Annotated in this window: 16 protein-coding genes and 1 riboswitch; of the genes, 10 read left to right on the top strand and 6 right to left on the bottom strand. The window is 38.1% G+C overall.

All coding sequences use genetic code 11. From position 1 onward, the window contains the following. Window positions 1-75 precede the first annotated feature (75 nt). Window positions 76-294, top strand: coding sequence for a small, acid-soluble spore protein, alpha/beta type (locus ACQKII_RS11835; protein ID WP_427459448.1), 219 nt, complete (start codon window positions 76-78; stop codon window positions 292-294). Window positions 295-382: 88 nt separating this feature from the next. On the opposite strand, the gene thiE is transcribed toward ACQKII_RS11835, so the two are convergent. From thiE to thiM, 3 genes are read right to left on the bottom strand one after another with little or no spacing between them, the layout of a single operon-like run. Beyond that, complete coding sequence (gene thiE, locus ACQKII_RS11830; RefSeq protein WP_427459446.1) at window positions 383-1,018, bottom strand: thiamine phosphate synthase; 636 nt, start codon at window positions 1,016-1,018, stop codon at window positions 383-385. Beyond that, complete coding sequence (gene thiD, locus ACQKII_RS11825; protein WP_427459444.1) at window positions 1,005-1,832, bottom strand: bifunctional hydroxymethylpyrimidine kinase/phosphomethylpyrimidine kinase; 828 nt, start codon at window positions 1,830-1,832, stop codon at window positions 1,005-1,007. The genes thiE and thiD overlap by 14 nt, the downstream gene beginning before the upstream one ends. Next, the gene (thiM, locus tag ACQKII_RS11820; RefSeq protein WP_427459442.1) at window positions 1,832-2,587 is read right to left on the bottom strand and encodes a hydroxyethylthiazole kinase; all 756 of its coding nucleotides are present in this window, start codon (window positions 2,585-2,587) and stop codon (window positions 1,832-1,834) included. The genes thiD and thiM overlap by 1 nt, the downstream gene beginning before the upstream one ends. A gap of 88 nt (window positions 2,588-2,675) precedes the next feature. Next, window positions 2,676-2,774, bottom strand: a riboswitch (TPP riboswitch). Window positions 2,775-2,964: 190 nt separating this feature from the next. On the opposite strand from thiM, the gene mbcS reads away from it, so the two are divergent. From mbcS to ACQKII_RS11795, 5 genes are all read left to right on the top strand, one after another. Beyond that, a complete protein-coding gene (gene mbcS / locus ACQKII_RS11815; RefSeq protein WP_427459440.1) occupies window positions 2,965-4,551 on the top strand; it encodes an acyl-CoA synthetase MbcS in 1,587 nt (528 codons plus the stop codon). Window positions 4,552-4,732: 181 nt separating this feature from the next. After that, window positions 4,733-5,746, top strand: a complete 1,014-nt coding sequence (gene sppA / locus ACQKII_RS11810) for a signal peptide peptidase SppA (RefSeq protein WP_427459438.1) — start codon at window positions 4,733-4,735, stop codon at window positions 5,744-5,746. Between the two features lie 12 nt (window positions 5,747-5,758). Next, window positions 5,759-6,370, top strand: a complete 612-nt coding sequence (locus ACQKII_RS11805; RefSeq protein ID WP_427459436.1) for an RDD family protein — start codon at window positions 5,759-5,761, stop codon at window positions 6,368-6,370. A 257-nt stretch (window positions 6,371-6,627) separates the two neighbouring features. After that, window positions 6,628-7,131, top strand: coding sequence for a thiol peroxidase (tpx, locus tag ACQKII_RS11800; protein ID WP_427459434.1), 504 nt, complete (start codon window positions 6,628-6,630; stop codon window positions 7,129-7,131). 89 nt (window positions 7,132-7,220) lie between these two features. Continuing rightward, the gene (locus ACQKII_RS11795; protein ID WP_427459432.1) at window positions 7,221-8,150 is read left to right on the top strand and encodes a class I SAM-dependent methyltransferase; all 930 of its coding nucleotides are present in this window, start codon (window positions 7,221-7,223) and stop codon (window positions 8,148-8,150) included. Window positions 8,151-8,226: 76 nt separating this feature from the next. On the opposite strand, the gene ACQKII_RS11790 is transcribed toward ACQKII_RS11795, so the two are convergent. After that, entirely contained in the window at window positions 8,227-8,676 is a 450-nt protein-coding gene (locus ACQKII_RS11790; protein WP_143995798.1) for a universal stress protein, read from the bottom strand. Window positions 8,677-8,976: 300 nt separating this feature from the next. Here ACQKII_RS11790 and ald point away from each other — a divergent pair, with 300 nt between their 5' ends. Next, entirely contained in the window at window positions 8,977-10,098 is a 1,122-nt protein-coding gene (gene ald, locus ACQKII_RS11785; protein ID WP_427459430.1) for an alanine dehydrogenase, read from the top strand. Between the two features lie 212 nt (window positions 10,099-10,310). On the opposite strand, the gene ACQKII_RS11780 is transcribed toward ald, so the two are convergent. Next, the gene (locus ACQKII_RS11780) at window positions 10,311-11,399 is read right to left on the bottom strand and encodes a M24 family metallopeptidase (RefSeq protein ID WP_427459428.1); all 1,089 of its coding nucleotides are present in this window, start codon (window positions 11,397-11,399) and stop codon (window positions 10,311-10,313) included. Between the two features lie 128 nt (window positions 11,400-11,527). Here ACQKII_RS11780 and ACQKII_RS11775 point away from each other — a divergent pair, with 128 nt between their 5' ends. After that, on the top strand, window positions 11,528-12,211 hold the full coding sequence (locus ACQKII_RS11775) for a metal-dependent hydrolase (protein WP_427459426.1): 684 nt from the start codon (window positions 11,528-11,530) through the stop codon (window positions 12,209-12,211). A 153-nt stretch (window positions 12,212-12,364) separates the two neighbouring features. Then, window positions 12,365-13,672 (top strand): DRTGG domain-containing protein, encoded by a 1,308-nt coding sequence (locus ACQKII_RS11770; RefSeq protein WP_427459424.1) that lies wholly within the window; start codon window positions 12,365-12,367, stop codon window positions 13,670-13,672. A gap of 144 nt (window positions 13,673-13,816) precedes the next feature. Here the strand turns inward: ACQKII_RS11770 and ACQKII_RS11765 are convergent, their stop codons facing one another. Continuing rightward, the gene (locus tag ACQKII_RS11765) at window positions 13,817-14,122 is read right to left on the bottom strand and encodes a YtpI family protein (protein ID WP_427459422.1); all 306 of its coding nucleotides are present in this window, start codon (window positions 14,120-14,122) and stop codon (window positions 13,817-13,819) included. Window positions 14,123-14,212: 90 nt separating this feature from the next. Between ACQKII_RS11765 and ACQKII_RS11760 the strand changes: the two genes are divergently transcribed. Beyond that, on the top strand, window positions 14,213-15,154 hold the full coding sequence (locus tag ACQKII_RS11760; RefSeq protein WP_427459420.1) for a DHH family phosphoesterase: 942 nt from the start codon (window positions 14,213-14,215) through the stop codon (window positions 15,152-15,154). Window positions 15,155-15,174: the final 20 nt, after the last annotated feature.

The following is a 15,174-nucleotide window of genomic DNA, read 5'->3' as shown; positions in this document are numbered from 1 at the left end:
TTACATTTTACCTATAAAATTTTTGTATTAAAAAACAAATAACGCACATTCTATATTCACAAGGAGGTGAGAAACATGACAAACAACAACAACCGCAGTTCAAACCAGCTTGCAGTACCTGGTGTACAACAAGCACTAGATCAAATGAAATACGAAATTGCACAAGAATTTGGTGTTCAATTAGGAGCTGACGCTTCAGCTCGTGCCAACGGTTCCGTTGGTGGTGAAATCACTAAACGTCTTGTACAAATGGCAGAATCTCAATTAAAAGGTATGCCAAACAACAACCAATAAATGCAGAATAAGCATTTATAAACTTAAAACCAGTGACCGTAAAAGGCACTGGTTTTAGTTTGTTTAAATTTACTGTTTTTATCCCGTACTAACGTGATTGAAATGATGTTAAAGTCGACACAGTATTTTTTATATTTACACTTTCACAAATAGCAGAGATAACAGCAATACCATTCGCACCAGCTTTTAATACTGTCTGTGCATTGAATTCATCAATACCGCCAATTGCCACTATCGGCAATTCAGGATAATCAGTACAGGCTTGCTGTAAAAATTCAGTACCACTCGGTTGTTTGGCATCTCTTTTTGAAGTGGTTGCAAAAATAGGACCGATGCCTACATAATCAGCTTCGTGCTGTAAGGCAATTTGCAATTCATCTTTTGTATGAACAGAAACACCAAGTAACATATTTCCGATTTTTTCTCGAATAACAGCAACAGGGAAATCATCTTGCCCAATATGGATGCCATGCGCATCAAGTTTTAAGGCAAGCTCTAGATCATCATTGACGATAAACGGAATATGATACTGTTTGCAAAGCTTTTGACAACTTCGAGCAAAATTTTCATAAGCTTGGCCAGTCAATGCATCTGGACCCTTTTCACGAAATTGAAACATAGTAATGCCAGATTGCAGTGCTTCTTCAAGCACTTCTAAGGGAGAGCGATTTTTAACGTTTGTCGAACCCATAATAAAATAAAGCCTTAAATCATGACAATTCATGAATGGTCACCTCGCAAGAATCTTTGTATTTTTGGTAGGCGAAATGATTCGTCGGACCGTGCCCATTGCCAATAGATAGATCATGTGTAATTGCTAACTGAATAAACTTTTTTGCTTCTACTATAGCTGAATCTATAGGTAATTCTCGCCCTATAAAAGCTGCTAATGCAGCAGAAAATGTGCAACCTGTACCATGAGTGTTTTTTGTTGCTATACGTGTAGTTTGCATGGAAAAAGCACGACCATCTTTAAAAAATACATAGTCAGTCGCAAAATTTTCGTCAGTTAAATGCCCACCTTTAATGACCACACAACGTGTACCTAGTTGTAAAAGTGTTTGAGCAGCCTGCTTTATGGATGCAATATCATCTATTTTTTTTCCTGTTAACACTTCTGCTTCAGGGATATTTGGCGTAATGACTGCTGCTAACGGCAATAAATAACATCGCATTGTCTCAATTGCTTGTTGTTGCAATAAACTTTCGCCCCCTTTAGCAATCATTACTGGATCAATGATAAGTGGTATATCAAAATCAGCCATGATATTGGCGATTGTCTGAATAATTTCAGAGGAAAAAAGCATGCCTGTTTTGAGCGCACTAATCGAAAAATCCTCTAATAGTGCCTGAAATTGTTTTTCAATAAATTTGGTATCAATCGGTAAAACCTCTGACACACCTAGTGTATTTTGTGCAGTTAATGCTGTAATAACGGAAGTGCCAAATACCTTTAATTCTTGAAATGTTTTTAAATCTGCTTGAATACCTGCACCACCACCACTATCTGAGCCCGCAATTGTAGTCACGATATGCATTATTTTTCACCGTCCTTCGAAAGGCGATGTAACTCATTTAAGACAGCTATTTGAAAATCACCAATATTTTGCGTAGAGGAAGCAGCAAATTCAGCTAGTTTTTTATAAGCTAATAAAGTGTTTACTAATTGTTTAAATGGCTCGATTTGTGCAACATATGCTGCGGCACAAATTGCACTTAATAGGCAGCCTGTCCCTGTGACTTCGGTCATCTGATGATGCCCACCAACAACCCAATGCATCTGTTCACCATCGGTTATAAAATCTTTTTCACCGGTCACAATAACGATACAGTCAAAGCGTTGGGCAATTTTCTTTGCTTCATCCTCAATACAAATCGAGCCGTTACCACTGTCGATGCCTTTTTGTTGCCAACTCACATTGGCAATAGCAGCAAGTTCACCAATATTGCAACGAATAACAGCGAATTTTACATGTGTTAATAGCTGGTGAACCGTATTTTTTCGAAAAGTAGTTGCTCCTGCACCAACAGGATCTAAAATTATCGGAATGCCAAGTGTATTGGCCATTTTCCCTGCTCGTAACATAGATTCCTTTGTACGTTCATTAATCGTACCAGTATTTAATAATAGAGCGGAAGCGATTCTGACCATTTCTTCGACTTCATCGACTTCATCGGCCATTACAGGAGAAGCGCCAATTGCCAATAAGCCATTTGCTTGAAAATTTGCCACTACATAGTTTGTTATACAGTGAATAAGTGGCTGTTGTTTACGGATAGTTTGGAAAATCATTTTAAGCCCTCCTTTTTTGGATGGACGTAAGCATGCAAAAAAAGCTCTTTTTCGTGAAGAGAATACACGTAAAAAGAGCTTTTCATCAATAACAAGATGTATTGCTCCCTACGTCAGTATTAACTAACAGGTTCAAAGGGTCAGGTTTTACCTTCTCAACTCAGGATGAGTCCCCCTGCAATCATGATTTTAGTTGACCAAAATGTATCATACTTTTTCTTTGTGTTCAATAGAGATTTCTCATTTTAGTAAAAGCAGTGACTGATGCCATATAGAGAAGTATGATAGTTGTCATGACTTTTCAAAAATAAGGGTTCTTCCATTGAAAATCATGAAAAATGAGTTTTATAATGAGCATAGCAAAGGGGGCATATGCCATGAAAAGACAAGATTTACTCGCACCAGAGTGGTATAACATTGCACAGGAAATTGAAAAGTATGCACAGCATCCAACTAAAAATGCTTTAATTGTTTATAACGAAAACGAAGAAATTCAATACATTACATATGCAAGTTTACTTGAAAAGGCAAATCAGGCAGCACATATATTAACAGCTAAAGGATTAGTCAAAGGAGATGTGCTTTTAGTGATGGTGCCGAGATCAGTTGAGGCATACATTGTTTATATTGCAGCATTAAAGGCGGGCTTAACGATTATTCCAAGCTCTGAGATGTTACGTGCAAAAGATATCGACTATCGAATCACACATGCTGATGCAAAGGCAGTTATTGCCTATGAGCCTTATATTGAGCAATTTGATGAGGTTGAAAATTTGGAAGGTGTACAGCAGTTTGTCATCGGTCATGCACATGAACCATGGCAACCACTGTTAGAACAAATGAAAAATCAACCAACCACGTATACAAGTTCTACGCCAACGAAGAGTACTGATATCGCATTTCTTGCTTATACAAGTGGGACAACAGGTAATCCGAAGGCTGCTGTTCATACACATAGCTGGGGTTACGCACATTTACGGACAACTGCACCAAATTGGTTAGGTGTTCAGGAAAATGATATCGTATGGGCTACTGCAGCACCAGGGTGGCAAAAATGGATATGGAGTCCATTCCTTGCGACCTTAGGAAGCGGCGCGACAGCTTTTGTATACAAGGGAAAATTTAATGCAGCTACTTACTTAACATTACTTGAAAAATTTAAAATCAACGTGCTGTGCTGTACGCCAACTGAGTATCGTTTTATGGCAGCACTTGAAAATTTACATGACTATAATTTGAGTGAAATCCGCCAAGCTGTATCAGCAGGCGAACCGCTGAATAGTGAGGTTATGAAAATATTCTTACAAAACTTTACACTACAGGTACGTGATGGCTATGGACAAACGGAAAATACATTACTTGTCGGAACAATGGTAGGTATGGAGGCGCGTGTTGGCTCCATGGGGAAACCAACACCAGGAAATACCGTAGAAATTATTGACGATTTTGGTACGCTAGTTTCCGAAGGTGTCGTTGGTGATATAGCGGTTCATCGTAAAACACCGGCCTTATTTAAAAAGTATTTTAAAGATCCGGAACGCACAAGTTTACAATTTCGAGGTGATTGGTATATCACTGGTGACCGTGCATATAAAGATAAAGATGGTTATTTTTGGTTTGAGGGGCGCGGTGATGATGTGATTATTTCCTCAGGTTACACGATTGGACCATTCGAGGTTGAAGATGCGTTAATGAAGCATCCAGCGGTGAAAGAAGTTGCAGTGGTAGCGAGTCCAGACGAAGTAAGAGGGAATATTGTAAAGGCATTTGTGGTTTTACATGATGGAAAACTAGGCATTGAATCACTTGTTCAAGAACTTCAAGACCATGTAAAAACGTTAACAGCACCTTACAAATATCCACGTGCGATTGAATTTGTAGAGGAGCTACCAAAAACGGCTTCGGGTAAAATTCGTCGTGTCGAACTACGTCAACAAGAAAAGGTCCAGTTTACTCAAAAATAATTTCCTAGGAAATAATGTCGAAAATCAAAGTTCATGCCAAATTTATGAACTTTGATTTTTTTTATGTGTAAAGGACATTTTTTATGGGAAACTGTATAAGATAAAACTTTTGCATAATATTGCAAAAAAGTGAAACATTTTAGACATTGGGACGTATAACGTCTTGAGGAGGCGGAAAGACATGAATGTTAAAAGGTGGGTAGCCTTAATTATTGCAGGTGTATTATTAGTAGTTTCACTAGGTATTAACACCGTATTTGCAATATTTAAATCAGACTTTTTTGGTAGTTTTGACAGTCTGATGGCTGGAAATAACTTGGAAGTATTTGAAACGGTGATTGAAGGAGAAGATTATAATAAACGGATCGCGTATTTAAAAGTGGATGGTACGATCCAAGATATTGGCTCTAGTTCATTATGGCAGCCAGTGGCATATGATCACCAGTTTTTTTTAGAGCAATTAGACAATATTTTATATGATGAAACAGTACAGGCGGTTGTTTTAAGTGTGAATTCACCAGGTGGTGGTGTAAAAGAATCAGCAGAGATCTATAAAAAGCTTTTAGAAATTAAAGAAGAGCGCCAAATTCCAATTTATGTATCAATGGACTCAATGGCAGCTTCAGGCGGTTATTATATTGCCGCACCTGCAGATAAAATTTTCGCTCATCGCGATACGATAACAGGCTCTATTGGTGTCATTATGCAGTCAATCAATTACCAAGAGCTAGCTGAAAAAGTAGGCGTGAAATTTCAGACATTTAAATCAGGTGAACATAAGGATATGCTAAGCCCGATGCGTGATGTTACCGAAGAAGAACGAGCAATGATGCAAGATATGATTAATGAAACCTATGAAGAGTTCGTTGATATTGTTGAAAAAGGTCGTAATATGTCTGAAGCCGATGTGAAGAAGGTAGCGGATGGTCGAATTCTCGGAGGAACAAAGGCACTTGAAGCAGGCTTAATCGATGAAATAGGTGATGTGGAAGCAACAATCGCGGCTTTACGTGCAGATTATGGTTTAGAAGATGCAGCACTATTTGAATACTCATATGATATGGGTGGCTGGCAGTCTTACGTTGGTATGAAGATTGGTTCAATGTTTGGTCCGTCTGCTGAGGAAAAAATGCTAATGAAGATTATGGCTGACTATAGAGCGCCCAAAATGATGTACTTATACGGCGAATACTAAGGAGGGTGTACCATGACAAATAATGAATTCGTTATACAAGGGCAACCCTCTTTTGAAACGGAGCCTCCACGTGATAAGGTAGAAACGTTATTAGCAACTAAACACTATGCATTAAAAACAGCTGGCTTTTGGGTACGTTTTTGGGCATTTTTATTAGATAGCTTAATTATATCAGCTATTGTGGGAATACTTATTAACCCGATTTTTTACTTAATGGATTGGTCGTTATCGGAAACGGTATGGTATGCACCAATTTCTATTATTTCAGCCATTATCTATTATGGCTATTTCGTGTTGATGACGAAATTTTTGGGGCAAACTTTAGGGAAGATGGCTTGCGGTTTACGTGTTGTGTCATTAAAACATGACAAGTTAACGTGGTCGGATGTACTTTTCCGAGATTGGATTGGGCGTTTTATTAGCAATATCTTTATGCCACTGTATATTTTTGTTGCTATTTTGCCAGACAATCAAGGCTTACATGATTTTTTTGCAGAGACAACAGTTGTCCATGAAAAGATGTATGTAGAAAAAAAAGAAGCGCCTAAAGCTTTACCTATTCAGGAGAAAGTAGTAGAGCCTGAAAAGCTGGAACAAACGATAGAAGAAAAAATGGTAGATTGATGGTTGGGCTGTCTCAAAAATAGTGAGACAGCCATTTTTAATTGTTAACAAGGCTATAAAAGAGATGATATCGGGGAGAAGTTGGACAACCTCAAATGAAGATATGATAAAACTATTCAATAATTCTTCAAAAAAATAGGGCTAATCGAAAGTTATTAGCACTCCAGAAAGATCATGTTCAGTTTAAGCTGTCTCAGTTGCAATTAATTCCCTACATTTAGTAATATTATGTACATATGATAGAAGGAGGCGTTTATATGGCACAAGTAACATTTAAAAATGGTCCAGTAACACTAGTAGGGAACGAAGTAAAGGTTGGAGACCAAGCACCAGATTTCACTGTATTAGCGAATAACTTATCACCTGTTACTTTAAAGGATTCAGATGGGAAAATTCGTTTATTTAGTGTTGTCCCATCATTAGATACAGGCGTTTGCGATGCGCAAACACGTCGTTTTAATGAAGAAGCAGCAAACTTAGGCGATAATGTAGTGATTTATACAGTATCTGTGGATCTTCCTTTCGCACAAAAACGCTGGTGTGGTGCTGCAGGCATTGATGCTGTTCAAACAGTTTCTGATCACCGTGATCTTTCATTTGGGGAAGCATTTGGTGTGTACATTCAAGAATTACGACTTCTAACACGTGCAGTATTTGTTGTGGATGCAGCTGGTAAAGTAACGCATGTGGAATACGTTCCAGAAGCTACAGACCATCCAAACTATGAATCAGCGATTGCCGCTGTAAAAGCACTAGCATAATCCGCTTCTTTTAGGCTAAGATAATACTAGACAAAGGAGCTGTGACAAGTTTTTGTCATGGCTCCTTTCTGCGTGAAAGGAAGTTTTGTATGGAAAAAATTGAGAAATTATTTGCAATGCTGAATGAGCATGCCGAAAAGCTAGAAAAAGAGCACAATAAAACACTGTTAGAGGGCATGCTGGATGGTTTAGAGGCATGGCTAGATGGAGAAGTCGATTTCTCACAGGCAGATGCAACGAAAGAAGATGTGCGAAAAGCAATTCAAATTGCCATTTTAAAAGGAATGTGTAAAGGTTCCCAGCCAAATCATCAAATGACACCAGATACCCTTGGTTTATTAGTCGGCTATTTTGTTGAGCAAATTTTTGCTGAACGTTTAGAAAAAGAAAAAATTTCTATAATGGATCCAGCTATTGGTACAGGTAATTTACTCTTGACGGTAATGAACTTACTAGATGGTAAAATAGAAGCCACAGGAGTAGAGGTTGATGAGTTACTCATCCGTTTAGCGGCAGCAACTGCAGATTTAACAGAGCAACCCGTATCACTATTCCGACAAGATGCATTGCAGGATTTATTAGTCGATCCTGTAGATGCGATTGTCTGTGATTTACCAGTTGGTTATTATCCAAATGAAGATGTGGCATTGGATTATGAAGTATGTGCACCAGAGGGAATGAGCTATGCACACCATTTATTCATTGAGCAGTCTGTTAATTATACGAAGGACGGCGGGTATTTATTTTTTCTAGCGCCAACTCATCTTTTTGAATCTGAGCAATCGAAGCAATTGCATAAGTACATTCAAAAGCATGCATGGATTCAGGCTATTATACAATTGCCAGATACAATGTTCGCGAATAAAGCACATGAAAAAAGTATTGTTATTTTACAAAAGCAAGGTGAAAATTTCAAGGCGCCAAAAGAAGTGTTACTTGCGAAGGTACCCAACATGCAAAATAAACAAGCGCTAGCTATGTTCTTTGAGAAAGTAAAGATGTGGCAAGAGGGGAAATAACAAGAAGTAAGTTCTAAAATAATTGATTAAAAAAGGTATCCAAGAGTCTCTGGATACCTTTTTATGTATTACTTGATTAAGCTTCTGGTGTACGGATAACAAGTACGTCACATTTAGCTGAACGTACGATTGCTTCAGAAACAGAACCGATTAGGAAACGTTCTACAGCGTTAAGACCAGTAGCACCACAGATGATTAAGTCAGCGTCTACGATATTAGAAAGCTCTTTTGTGATGATATTTTTTGGAGAACCGTATTCGATTACAAGGTTTACATTTGTTAAGCCTTCTTCTTCTGCTTGTTTTTTATAACCGTTTAATAAATCTTCAGAGAATGCTTGTGCGCGTTCTGCGATTGAACGGTCATATGCTTCGATTGCAGCGAATGAACGAGTGTCAATAACATTTACTAGATTTAATACTGCACCCTCGTTACGTTTTGCAACGTCGATTGATTTACGGAAAGCGTATTCAGCTTCCTTTGAACCGTCTACAGCAACTACAATGCTTTTATAATGATTAGCCATTTGTATTACCTCCCTATATTTATATTCTGATTATACCAAATGATTGTCTAAAGGAAATACTTTGCGAAAGAAAAATTGTGAAAAACTAAAGGCATTTTCTGCGAAAAACTTATTTCTTTTTAATAATCTTAATATTTTATATTTTGAAAATGTTATAAATTTTACTTGAAAACGCGTTAATTAAAGCATTTTTTGCATTTATTTGGTAAGATGGAAGTGCACAAGGGGTGTATCAATTACGCTAATGCATAATTGATGAAATGATGCTTATTTCATAGGTTACGGAAGGGGACAGGAAAGATGAAGATTGGTATTCCAAAAGAAATAAAAAACAATGAAAATCGTGTAGCAATGACACCAGCAGGGGTAGTAACATTAACACATGCAGGCCACGAAGTGTACATTGAAGCAGGAGCTGGTCTAGGCTCTAGCTTTACAGATGCAGATTACCTAGCGGCAGGTGCTCACATTGTCGCAACAGCACAAGAGGCATGGACACAGGAAATGATTTTAAAAGTAAAAGAGCCTGTAGCATCGGAATACAATTATTTTTATGAAGGTCAAATATTATTTACTTATTTACATTTAGCGCCTGAGCGTGAACTGACGCAGGCACTTTTAGATAAGAAAGTTGTAGGCATTGCCTATGAAACAGTACAGTTGGCAAATGGTTCTTTACCATTATTAACACCAATGAGTGAAGTTGCAGGGAAGATGGCAACGCAAATCGGTGCACAATTTTTAGAAAGAAATCATGGCGGTAAAGGGATTTTACTAGGAGGCGTATCGGGTGTGCCACGTGGTAAAGTAACGGTTATTGGTGGCGGTATCGCTGGGACAAATGCAGCAAAAATAGCTGTTGGAATGGGTGCAGATGTAACTGTCATTGATTTAAGTCCAGAGCGCCTACGTCAATTAGAAGATCTATTTGGTCGTGAAGTGCAAACATTAATGTCTAACCCTTATAATATTGCAGAATCAGTGAAAAATTCGGATTTAGTTATTGGAGCTGTCCTAATTCCTGGAGCAAAGGCACCGAAGCTTGTTTCAGAGGAGATGATTCTTTCAATGAAGCTAGGTTCTGTAGTGGTTGATATTGCAATTGACCAAGGTGGAATTTTTGCAACGTCTGATCGTGTAACGACACATGACGATCCTACGTATATAAAACATGGTGTTGTTCACTATGCAGTGGCAAATATGCCAGGTGCAGTACCTCGTACGTCAACAATTGCTTTAACAAATAATACAATTCCATATGCATTGCAAATTGCAAATAAAGGCTATAAGCAGGCATGTATCGATAATCCAGCACTGAAAAAAGGATTAAATACATTTGACGGACATATTGTTTATAAAGCAGTTGCAGACGCACAAGAATTACCATACGTCCATGTTGATGATTTAATGACATTAAGTTAATTAAGTAAAAGTGAAGCGGTGGGGGCTTGCAACTCTCACCGATTTAGAACTGTTCGTATAGCATAAAAAGGAAGCACCATAGAAAGTGGTAGCTTCCTTTTATTGTTTAATCTGCACTAACTGGATTCGGAGATGAAAGCAATCAAGAACATTAAGTTCTGTCGCAACCTCTGCACAAACAATTGTTTGTGACCTTGCGGGTAACGTTTTACCTAGAGAACAATTAATTCTTTTGGGAATTTTGTTAGTACCTCTACTCCCTCATTTGTGACAACGACATCATCTTCGATACGAACACCTGTGACATCAGATTTGTAAATACCTGGCTCAATTGTGAAAACCATACCTGGCTCCATCGTCATATCATTTGCACCTGTAACAGAAGGGAATTCGTGTACAGAAATGCCAAGACCATGACCGAGGCGATGAGTGAAATATTCACCGTAGCCAGCGTCAGTAATTGTGTCGCGTGCAATTTTATCTAAGTCCATAGCACGAACACCTGGTTTTACGGCTGCAACTGCATTTGTATTAGCCGCTAGTACTGCATGATATATTTCTTTCTGTGCATCAGTAGGCTCGCCAAATGCAACAGTACGTGTAATATCAGAGCAATAGCCCTCGTAAATAACACCAAGGTCGAATAATACCATATCGCCTTTCGCTACTTTACGGGCACCTGGTTTACCGTGTGGGGAAGCCGTTTTGGGACCACTTAACACCATTGTTTCAAAGGACATCTTACAACCTTTTTCTTGAATAGCACTTTCAATGGCAGTTAAAATTTCCATTTCTGTTTTGCCTTCAGCTATCTCTTTACAGCCAACTTCAATAGCATAATCTGCTAGTTCAGCAGCTTTTCGTAATTTATTTAACTCATCTTCATCTTTGATAACACGCATCGCATTAATTTTCTCGTCAAGGCGAACAAAGCTTGCCTGTGGGAATGAGTGCTGTAAAGCTTCTAAACGTTCTACGATGAGCTGTGCTTTTTCAATGGCAAATGTTGATGGATATTCATTTCGCTCCTTGATAGCCTGTGCAAGTATTTCCATTGCATTTTCTGTGTCTTGGTGACCAATCACTTCATATGGCCAACCGGCATCCTTTGCATCTGGGATTTCCATTTGTGGACAAATTAAAAAGGGCTCAGACTCTTTGAAAATCACCACACCTAGTAATCTTTCATGGGGATTGCTTTTAAAGCCTGAAACGTAAAAGACATTATCTGGTGTCGTTACAAAAGCGGCATCAATTTGATTTTGTTGTAAATAGCTTTGAATTTCTTCAACCTTCGACATAATCATTTCCTCCTCATAGTGCGCTATATAGTTTTTATCCTAAACAAGCATATCAAAAAAAGGGAAAAAGCGCATGGGTAGCGAATTAAATGATAGAGCAAAAAATGCAATGCAAGGAGGAATGACAAATGGAAATAAGTTATCATGGACATTCTGTTGTCAAAATTCAGACAAATGGCAGGACGATATTAATTGATCCTTTCATTAATGGAAATGGACAAACTGATTTAAAGGTAGCTGAAGAGGCACCGGATATTATTTTACTTACACATGGGCATAATGACCATGTAGGTGATACTGTGGAACTGGCCAAGAAAAAGGATGCACTTGTCATTGCACCAAATGAGCTGGCAAACTGGATTTCATGGCAAGGCGTAAAAGTGCATCCAATGCATATTGGGGGTGCTAAAGATTTTGATTTTGGTAAAGTGAAATTTACGCAAGCTTTCCATGGCTCCTCATATACAACAGAGAATAATGAAATTATTTATATGGGTATGCCAGCGGGAATTTTACTATTTATCGAAGGACTAACGATTTATCACGCGGGTGATACGGCATTATTTAGCGATATGAAACTAATAGGTGAACGACATCCTATTGATATAGCGTTTTTACCAATTGGTGACAATTTTACGATGGGGCCAGAGGATGCGGCTTATGCCGTTTCGTTTTTAAAGCCGAAAATTGTCGTACCAGTGCATTATAATACATTCCCTCCTATCGAACAGAATCCTCAAATTTTTGCAGATTTAGTTCAGAATGCGGAGGTTCAAATTTTAAAAGCGGGTGAAAAAGTAAACTGTTCCTAATCTGAGACGTAACTGTACTATATAGATTGATACCACGTGCGTAGTTGAAGCGATGGGCTAAGTGAAACAATTTCACCACATTATACTCAATATTTTTATAAAAAATATGGTACACTAAGAGCAGAATTGATTGCTTGAGAAATAGGTGATATTTTGTCTACAAAACATGAGAAGATTTTACAATACATCGAGTCACTACCCGTGGGCGATAAAATTTCAGTACGTCAAATTGCAAAAGAAATGCAAGTGAGTGAAGGAACGGCTTACCGTGCCATTAAAGAAGCGGAAAATCGTCGTTTAGTGAGTTCCATTGAACGTGTCGGTACGATTCGTATCGAAAAGAAAAAGAAAGAAAACATCGAGCGATTAACTTTTGCCGAAATTGTTAATATTGTAGATGGCCAAGTCTTAGGTGGTAAAACAGGTCTACATAAAACATTAACAAAATTTGTGATTGGTGCGATGCAATTAGAAGATATGATGCGCTATACGGATGCAGGTAGCTTACTCATCGTAGGTAACCGTATTAGAGCACATGAAAATGCACTACGAGCAGGTGCTGCGGTATTAATCACAGGTGGTTTTGATACAACAGAGGATAACAAACAGCTTGCTGATTCATTAGATTTACCGATCATTTCAACGAGCTACGATACTTTTACAGTAGCGACAATGATTAACCGAGCAATTTATGATCAGTTAATCAAAAAAGATATATTATTTATTGAAGACATTTATGTTCCTATGACGGATACATCTGTGCTTCGAAATGATGAAACACTACATCATTTCCATAAGCTGAACGAGCGTACGACGCATGGTGCATTCCCTGTCGTAACAATGAATAATAAGCTGATCGGTATGGTAACGGTAAAAGACGTTATTGGTCGCGAAGAAGACGAGCTAATTGAAAAGGTCATGACGAAAAATCCAATTGCGGGATCTATGAAAATGAGTGTTGCTTCAGCAGGACACCGTATGATTTGGGAAGGTATTGACCTACTGCCGATTGTGAATGATGATAATGTTTTACAAGGAGTTATTAGTCGCCAAGATGTACTCAAAGCATTACAACTTGCACAACGTCAACCACAGCACGGAGAGACAATTGATGATTTAGTCAAGAATGAGATGAAGGTACTTGGCGATGAGGATTTAATCGTGGAGTTTAAAGTGACACCGCAAATGACAAACCAATATGGAGCGATTTCTTACGGAGCATTTACAACTCTACTTGCTGAGGTTGGTTCATTTGCATTGAAGCGTCGTAAGCGTGGAGATGCAGTGGCAGAAAACATGACCATTTATTTCATTAAGCCTGTGCAAATGGAAAGCACACTTACTGTTAAACCTCGAATATTAGATATGAGTCGTAAGTTCGTTAAAATGGACTTCGAAGTATTTAATCATCAAGTGCTTGTCGGTAAAGCAATGATGATGTTCCAATTACTGGAGCGTTAAACATACAAAAAAGGGATGGTCTAGCGCAATTACTAGGTCATCCCTTTATGACTTCAACAAGTTTCTACGGATACTGAAACGTCCATCTTAACACGAATAATAAGTAGAAATCAGACTCTGGCTAATGTCCGATTAAGTGATTACTTATTGGTTAATGCGGAATTCTTCTTTCACATATTGCCCATAGTGACGAACCTTTTTAACATTCTCTAAAATAACAAAGATGCCTAAAACGACAAGAATTGTTACAATAATAAAAGTATACGTACTAGGGAATAAATACGCTTGGTTTAAGGCGAATAATAAGATAAATGCGCCTAGTCCTACGTTTGCTTTACTTTTATACCAATTTTTAGAAATTGGCAAAGTGGAACGAATCTGTCTAGTTTTAAAATAAAAATAAAATACAAACGATATGATAATCGCAAACACAAAAATTAAATTGAGCATAGTAAACCTCCTAGCATAACTAGTCATTATTGTAACGATAATTTAAGAAAATTGCTAACGGTTATTACTATCATTTTGGGGGAAACAATTTTGAAAAGACAAATCATTGACACAATTGCTTCATATGAAACAATCGTTATTCATCGACATGTACGCCCTGACCCCGATGCATATGGGTCGCAAATTGGCTTGAAGGAGCTGCTTTTAGCGAATTATCCTGAAAAGAAAGTATACGCAGTAGGTGAGCACGATACGTCCCTGTCGTTTTTAGCAATGCCAGATCAAATTGAAGACAATATCTATGAAGATGCACTAGTCATTGTGACGGATACTGCGAACACTGAACGAGTAGATGATCAACGCTACACGAAAGGCAAGATGGTCATTAAAATTGATCATCATCCAAATGACGATGCATATGGTGACTTACTGTGGGTTGATACGACAGCGAGTTCATGTAGTGAAATGATTTATGAGCTTTTTGAGGAAGGCAAAGAAGTAGCCAACTGGACTCTATCCGATGCAGCAGCAAGATTATTATTTGGTGGAATTGTTGGTGATACTGGTCGTTTCCAATTCCCGAGCACAACTGTAAAAACCTTTAAAATCGCTGGCGAGCTCATTACTTATGATTTTGATCGAAATCAAATCTTCGATGGTATGTATGAAATGGAACGTAAACTATTAAATTTACAGGGCTATATTTATCAGCATTTCCAAATGGATGAAAACGGTGCAGCTTTCGTCAAGCTTACGAAAGAATTGCTTGCTGAATACAATGTGGTGCCATCAGAAGCATCACTTTTAGTAGGTTGTCTTGGAAGTGTAAAGGGGATTTGTGCGTGGGTAGTTTTTATTGAAGAACACAATCAAATTCGCGTACGTTTACGTTCAAAAGGTCCAATTATTAATACACTAGCTAAGGAATTTAATGGTGGTGGACATCCGCTTGCTTCAGGTGCAACAGCGTATTCATGGGCAGAGGCGGACCGCGTTACAAAACGTTTACAGGAAATCTGTCAGGCATATTAATAATAATGAAAGGAAGGGAT

This window comes from Lysinibacillus sp. NPDC048646 (genome assembly GCF_050272295.1).
GTDB lineage: Bacteria > Bacillota > Bacilli > Bacillales_A > Planococcaceae > Lysinibacillus.
This window is presented reverse-complemented; position numbering and strand designations above follow the sequence as displayed.

Coding starts and splice junctions, on each gene's coding strand:
- ACQKII_RS11835 (WP_427459448.1), top strand. CDS start 76: ATGACAAACAACAACAACCGCAGTTCAAACCAGCTTGCAGTACCTGGT.
- thiE (WP_427459446.1), bottom strand. CDS start 1,018: ATGAATTGTCATGATTTAAGGCTTTATTTTATTATGGGTTCGACAAAC.
- thiD (WP_427459444.1), bottom strand. CDS start 1,832: ATGCATATCGTGACTACAATTGCGGGCTCAGATAGTGGTGGTGGTGCA.
- thiM (WP_427459442.1), bottom strand. CDS start 2,587: ATGATTTTCCAAACTATCCGTAAACAACAGCCACTTATTCACTGTATA.
- mbcS (WP_427459440.1), top strand. CDS start 2,965: ATGAAAAGACAAGATTTACTCGCACCAGAGTGGTATAACATTGCACAG.
- sppA (WP_427459438.1), top strand. CDS start 4,733: ATGAATGTTAAAAGGTGGGTAGCCTTAATTATTGCAGGTGTATTATTA.
- ACQKII_RS11805 (WP_427459436.1), top strand. CDS start 5,759: ATGACAAATAATGAATTCGTTATACAAGGGCAACCCTCTTTTGAAACG.
- tpx (WP_427459434.1), top strand. CDS start 6,628: ATGGCACAAGTAACATTTAAAAATGGTCCAGTAACACTAGTAGGGAAC.
- ACQKII_RS11795 (WP_427459432.1), top strand. CDS start 7,221: ATGGAAAAAATTGAGAAATTATTTGCAATGCTGAATGAGCATGCCGAA.
- ACQKII_RS11790 (WP_143995798.1), bottom strand. CDS start 8,676: ATGGCTAATCATTATAAAAGCATTGTAGTTGCTGTAGACGGTTCAAAG.
- ald (WP_427459430.1), top strand. CDS start 8,977: ATGAAGATTGGTATTCCAAAAGAAATAAAAAACAATGAAAATCGTGTA.
- ACQKII_RS11780 (WP_427459428.1), bottom strand. CDS start 11,399: ATGTCGAAGGTTGAAGAAATTCAAAGCTATTTACAACAAAATCAAATT.
- ACQKII_RS11775 (WP_427459426.1), top strand. CDS start 11,528: ATGGAAATAAGTTATCATGGACATTCTGTTGTCAAAATTCAGACAAAT.
- ACQKII_RS11765 (WP_427459422.1), bottom strand. CDS start 14,122: ATGCTCAATTTAATTTTTGTGTTTGCGATTATCATATCGTTTGTATTT.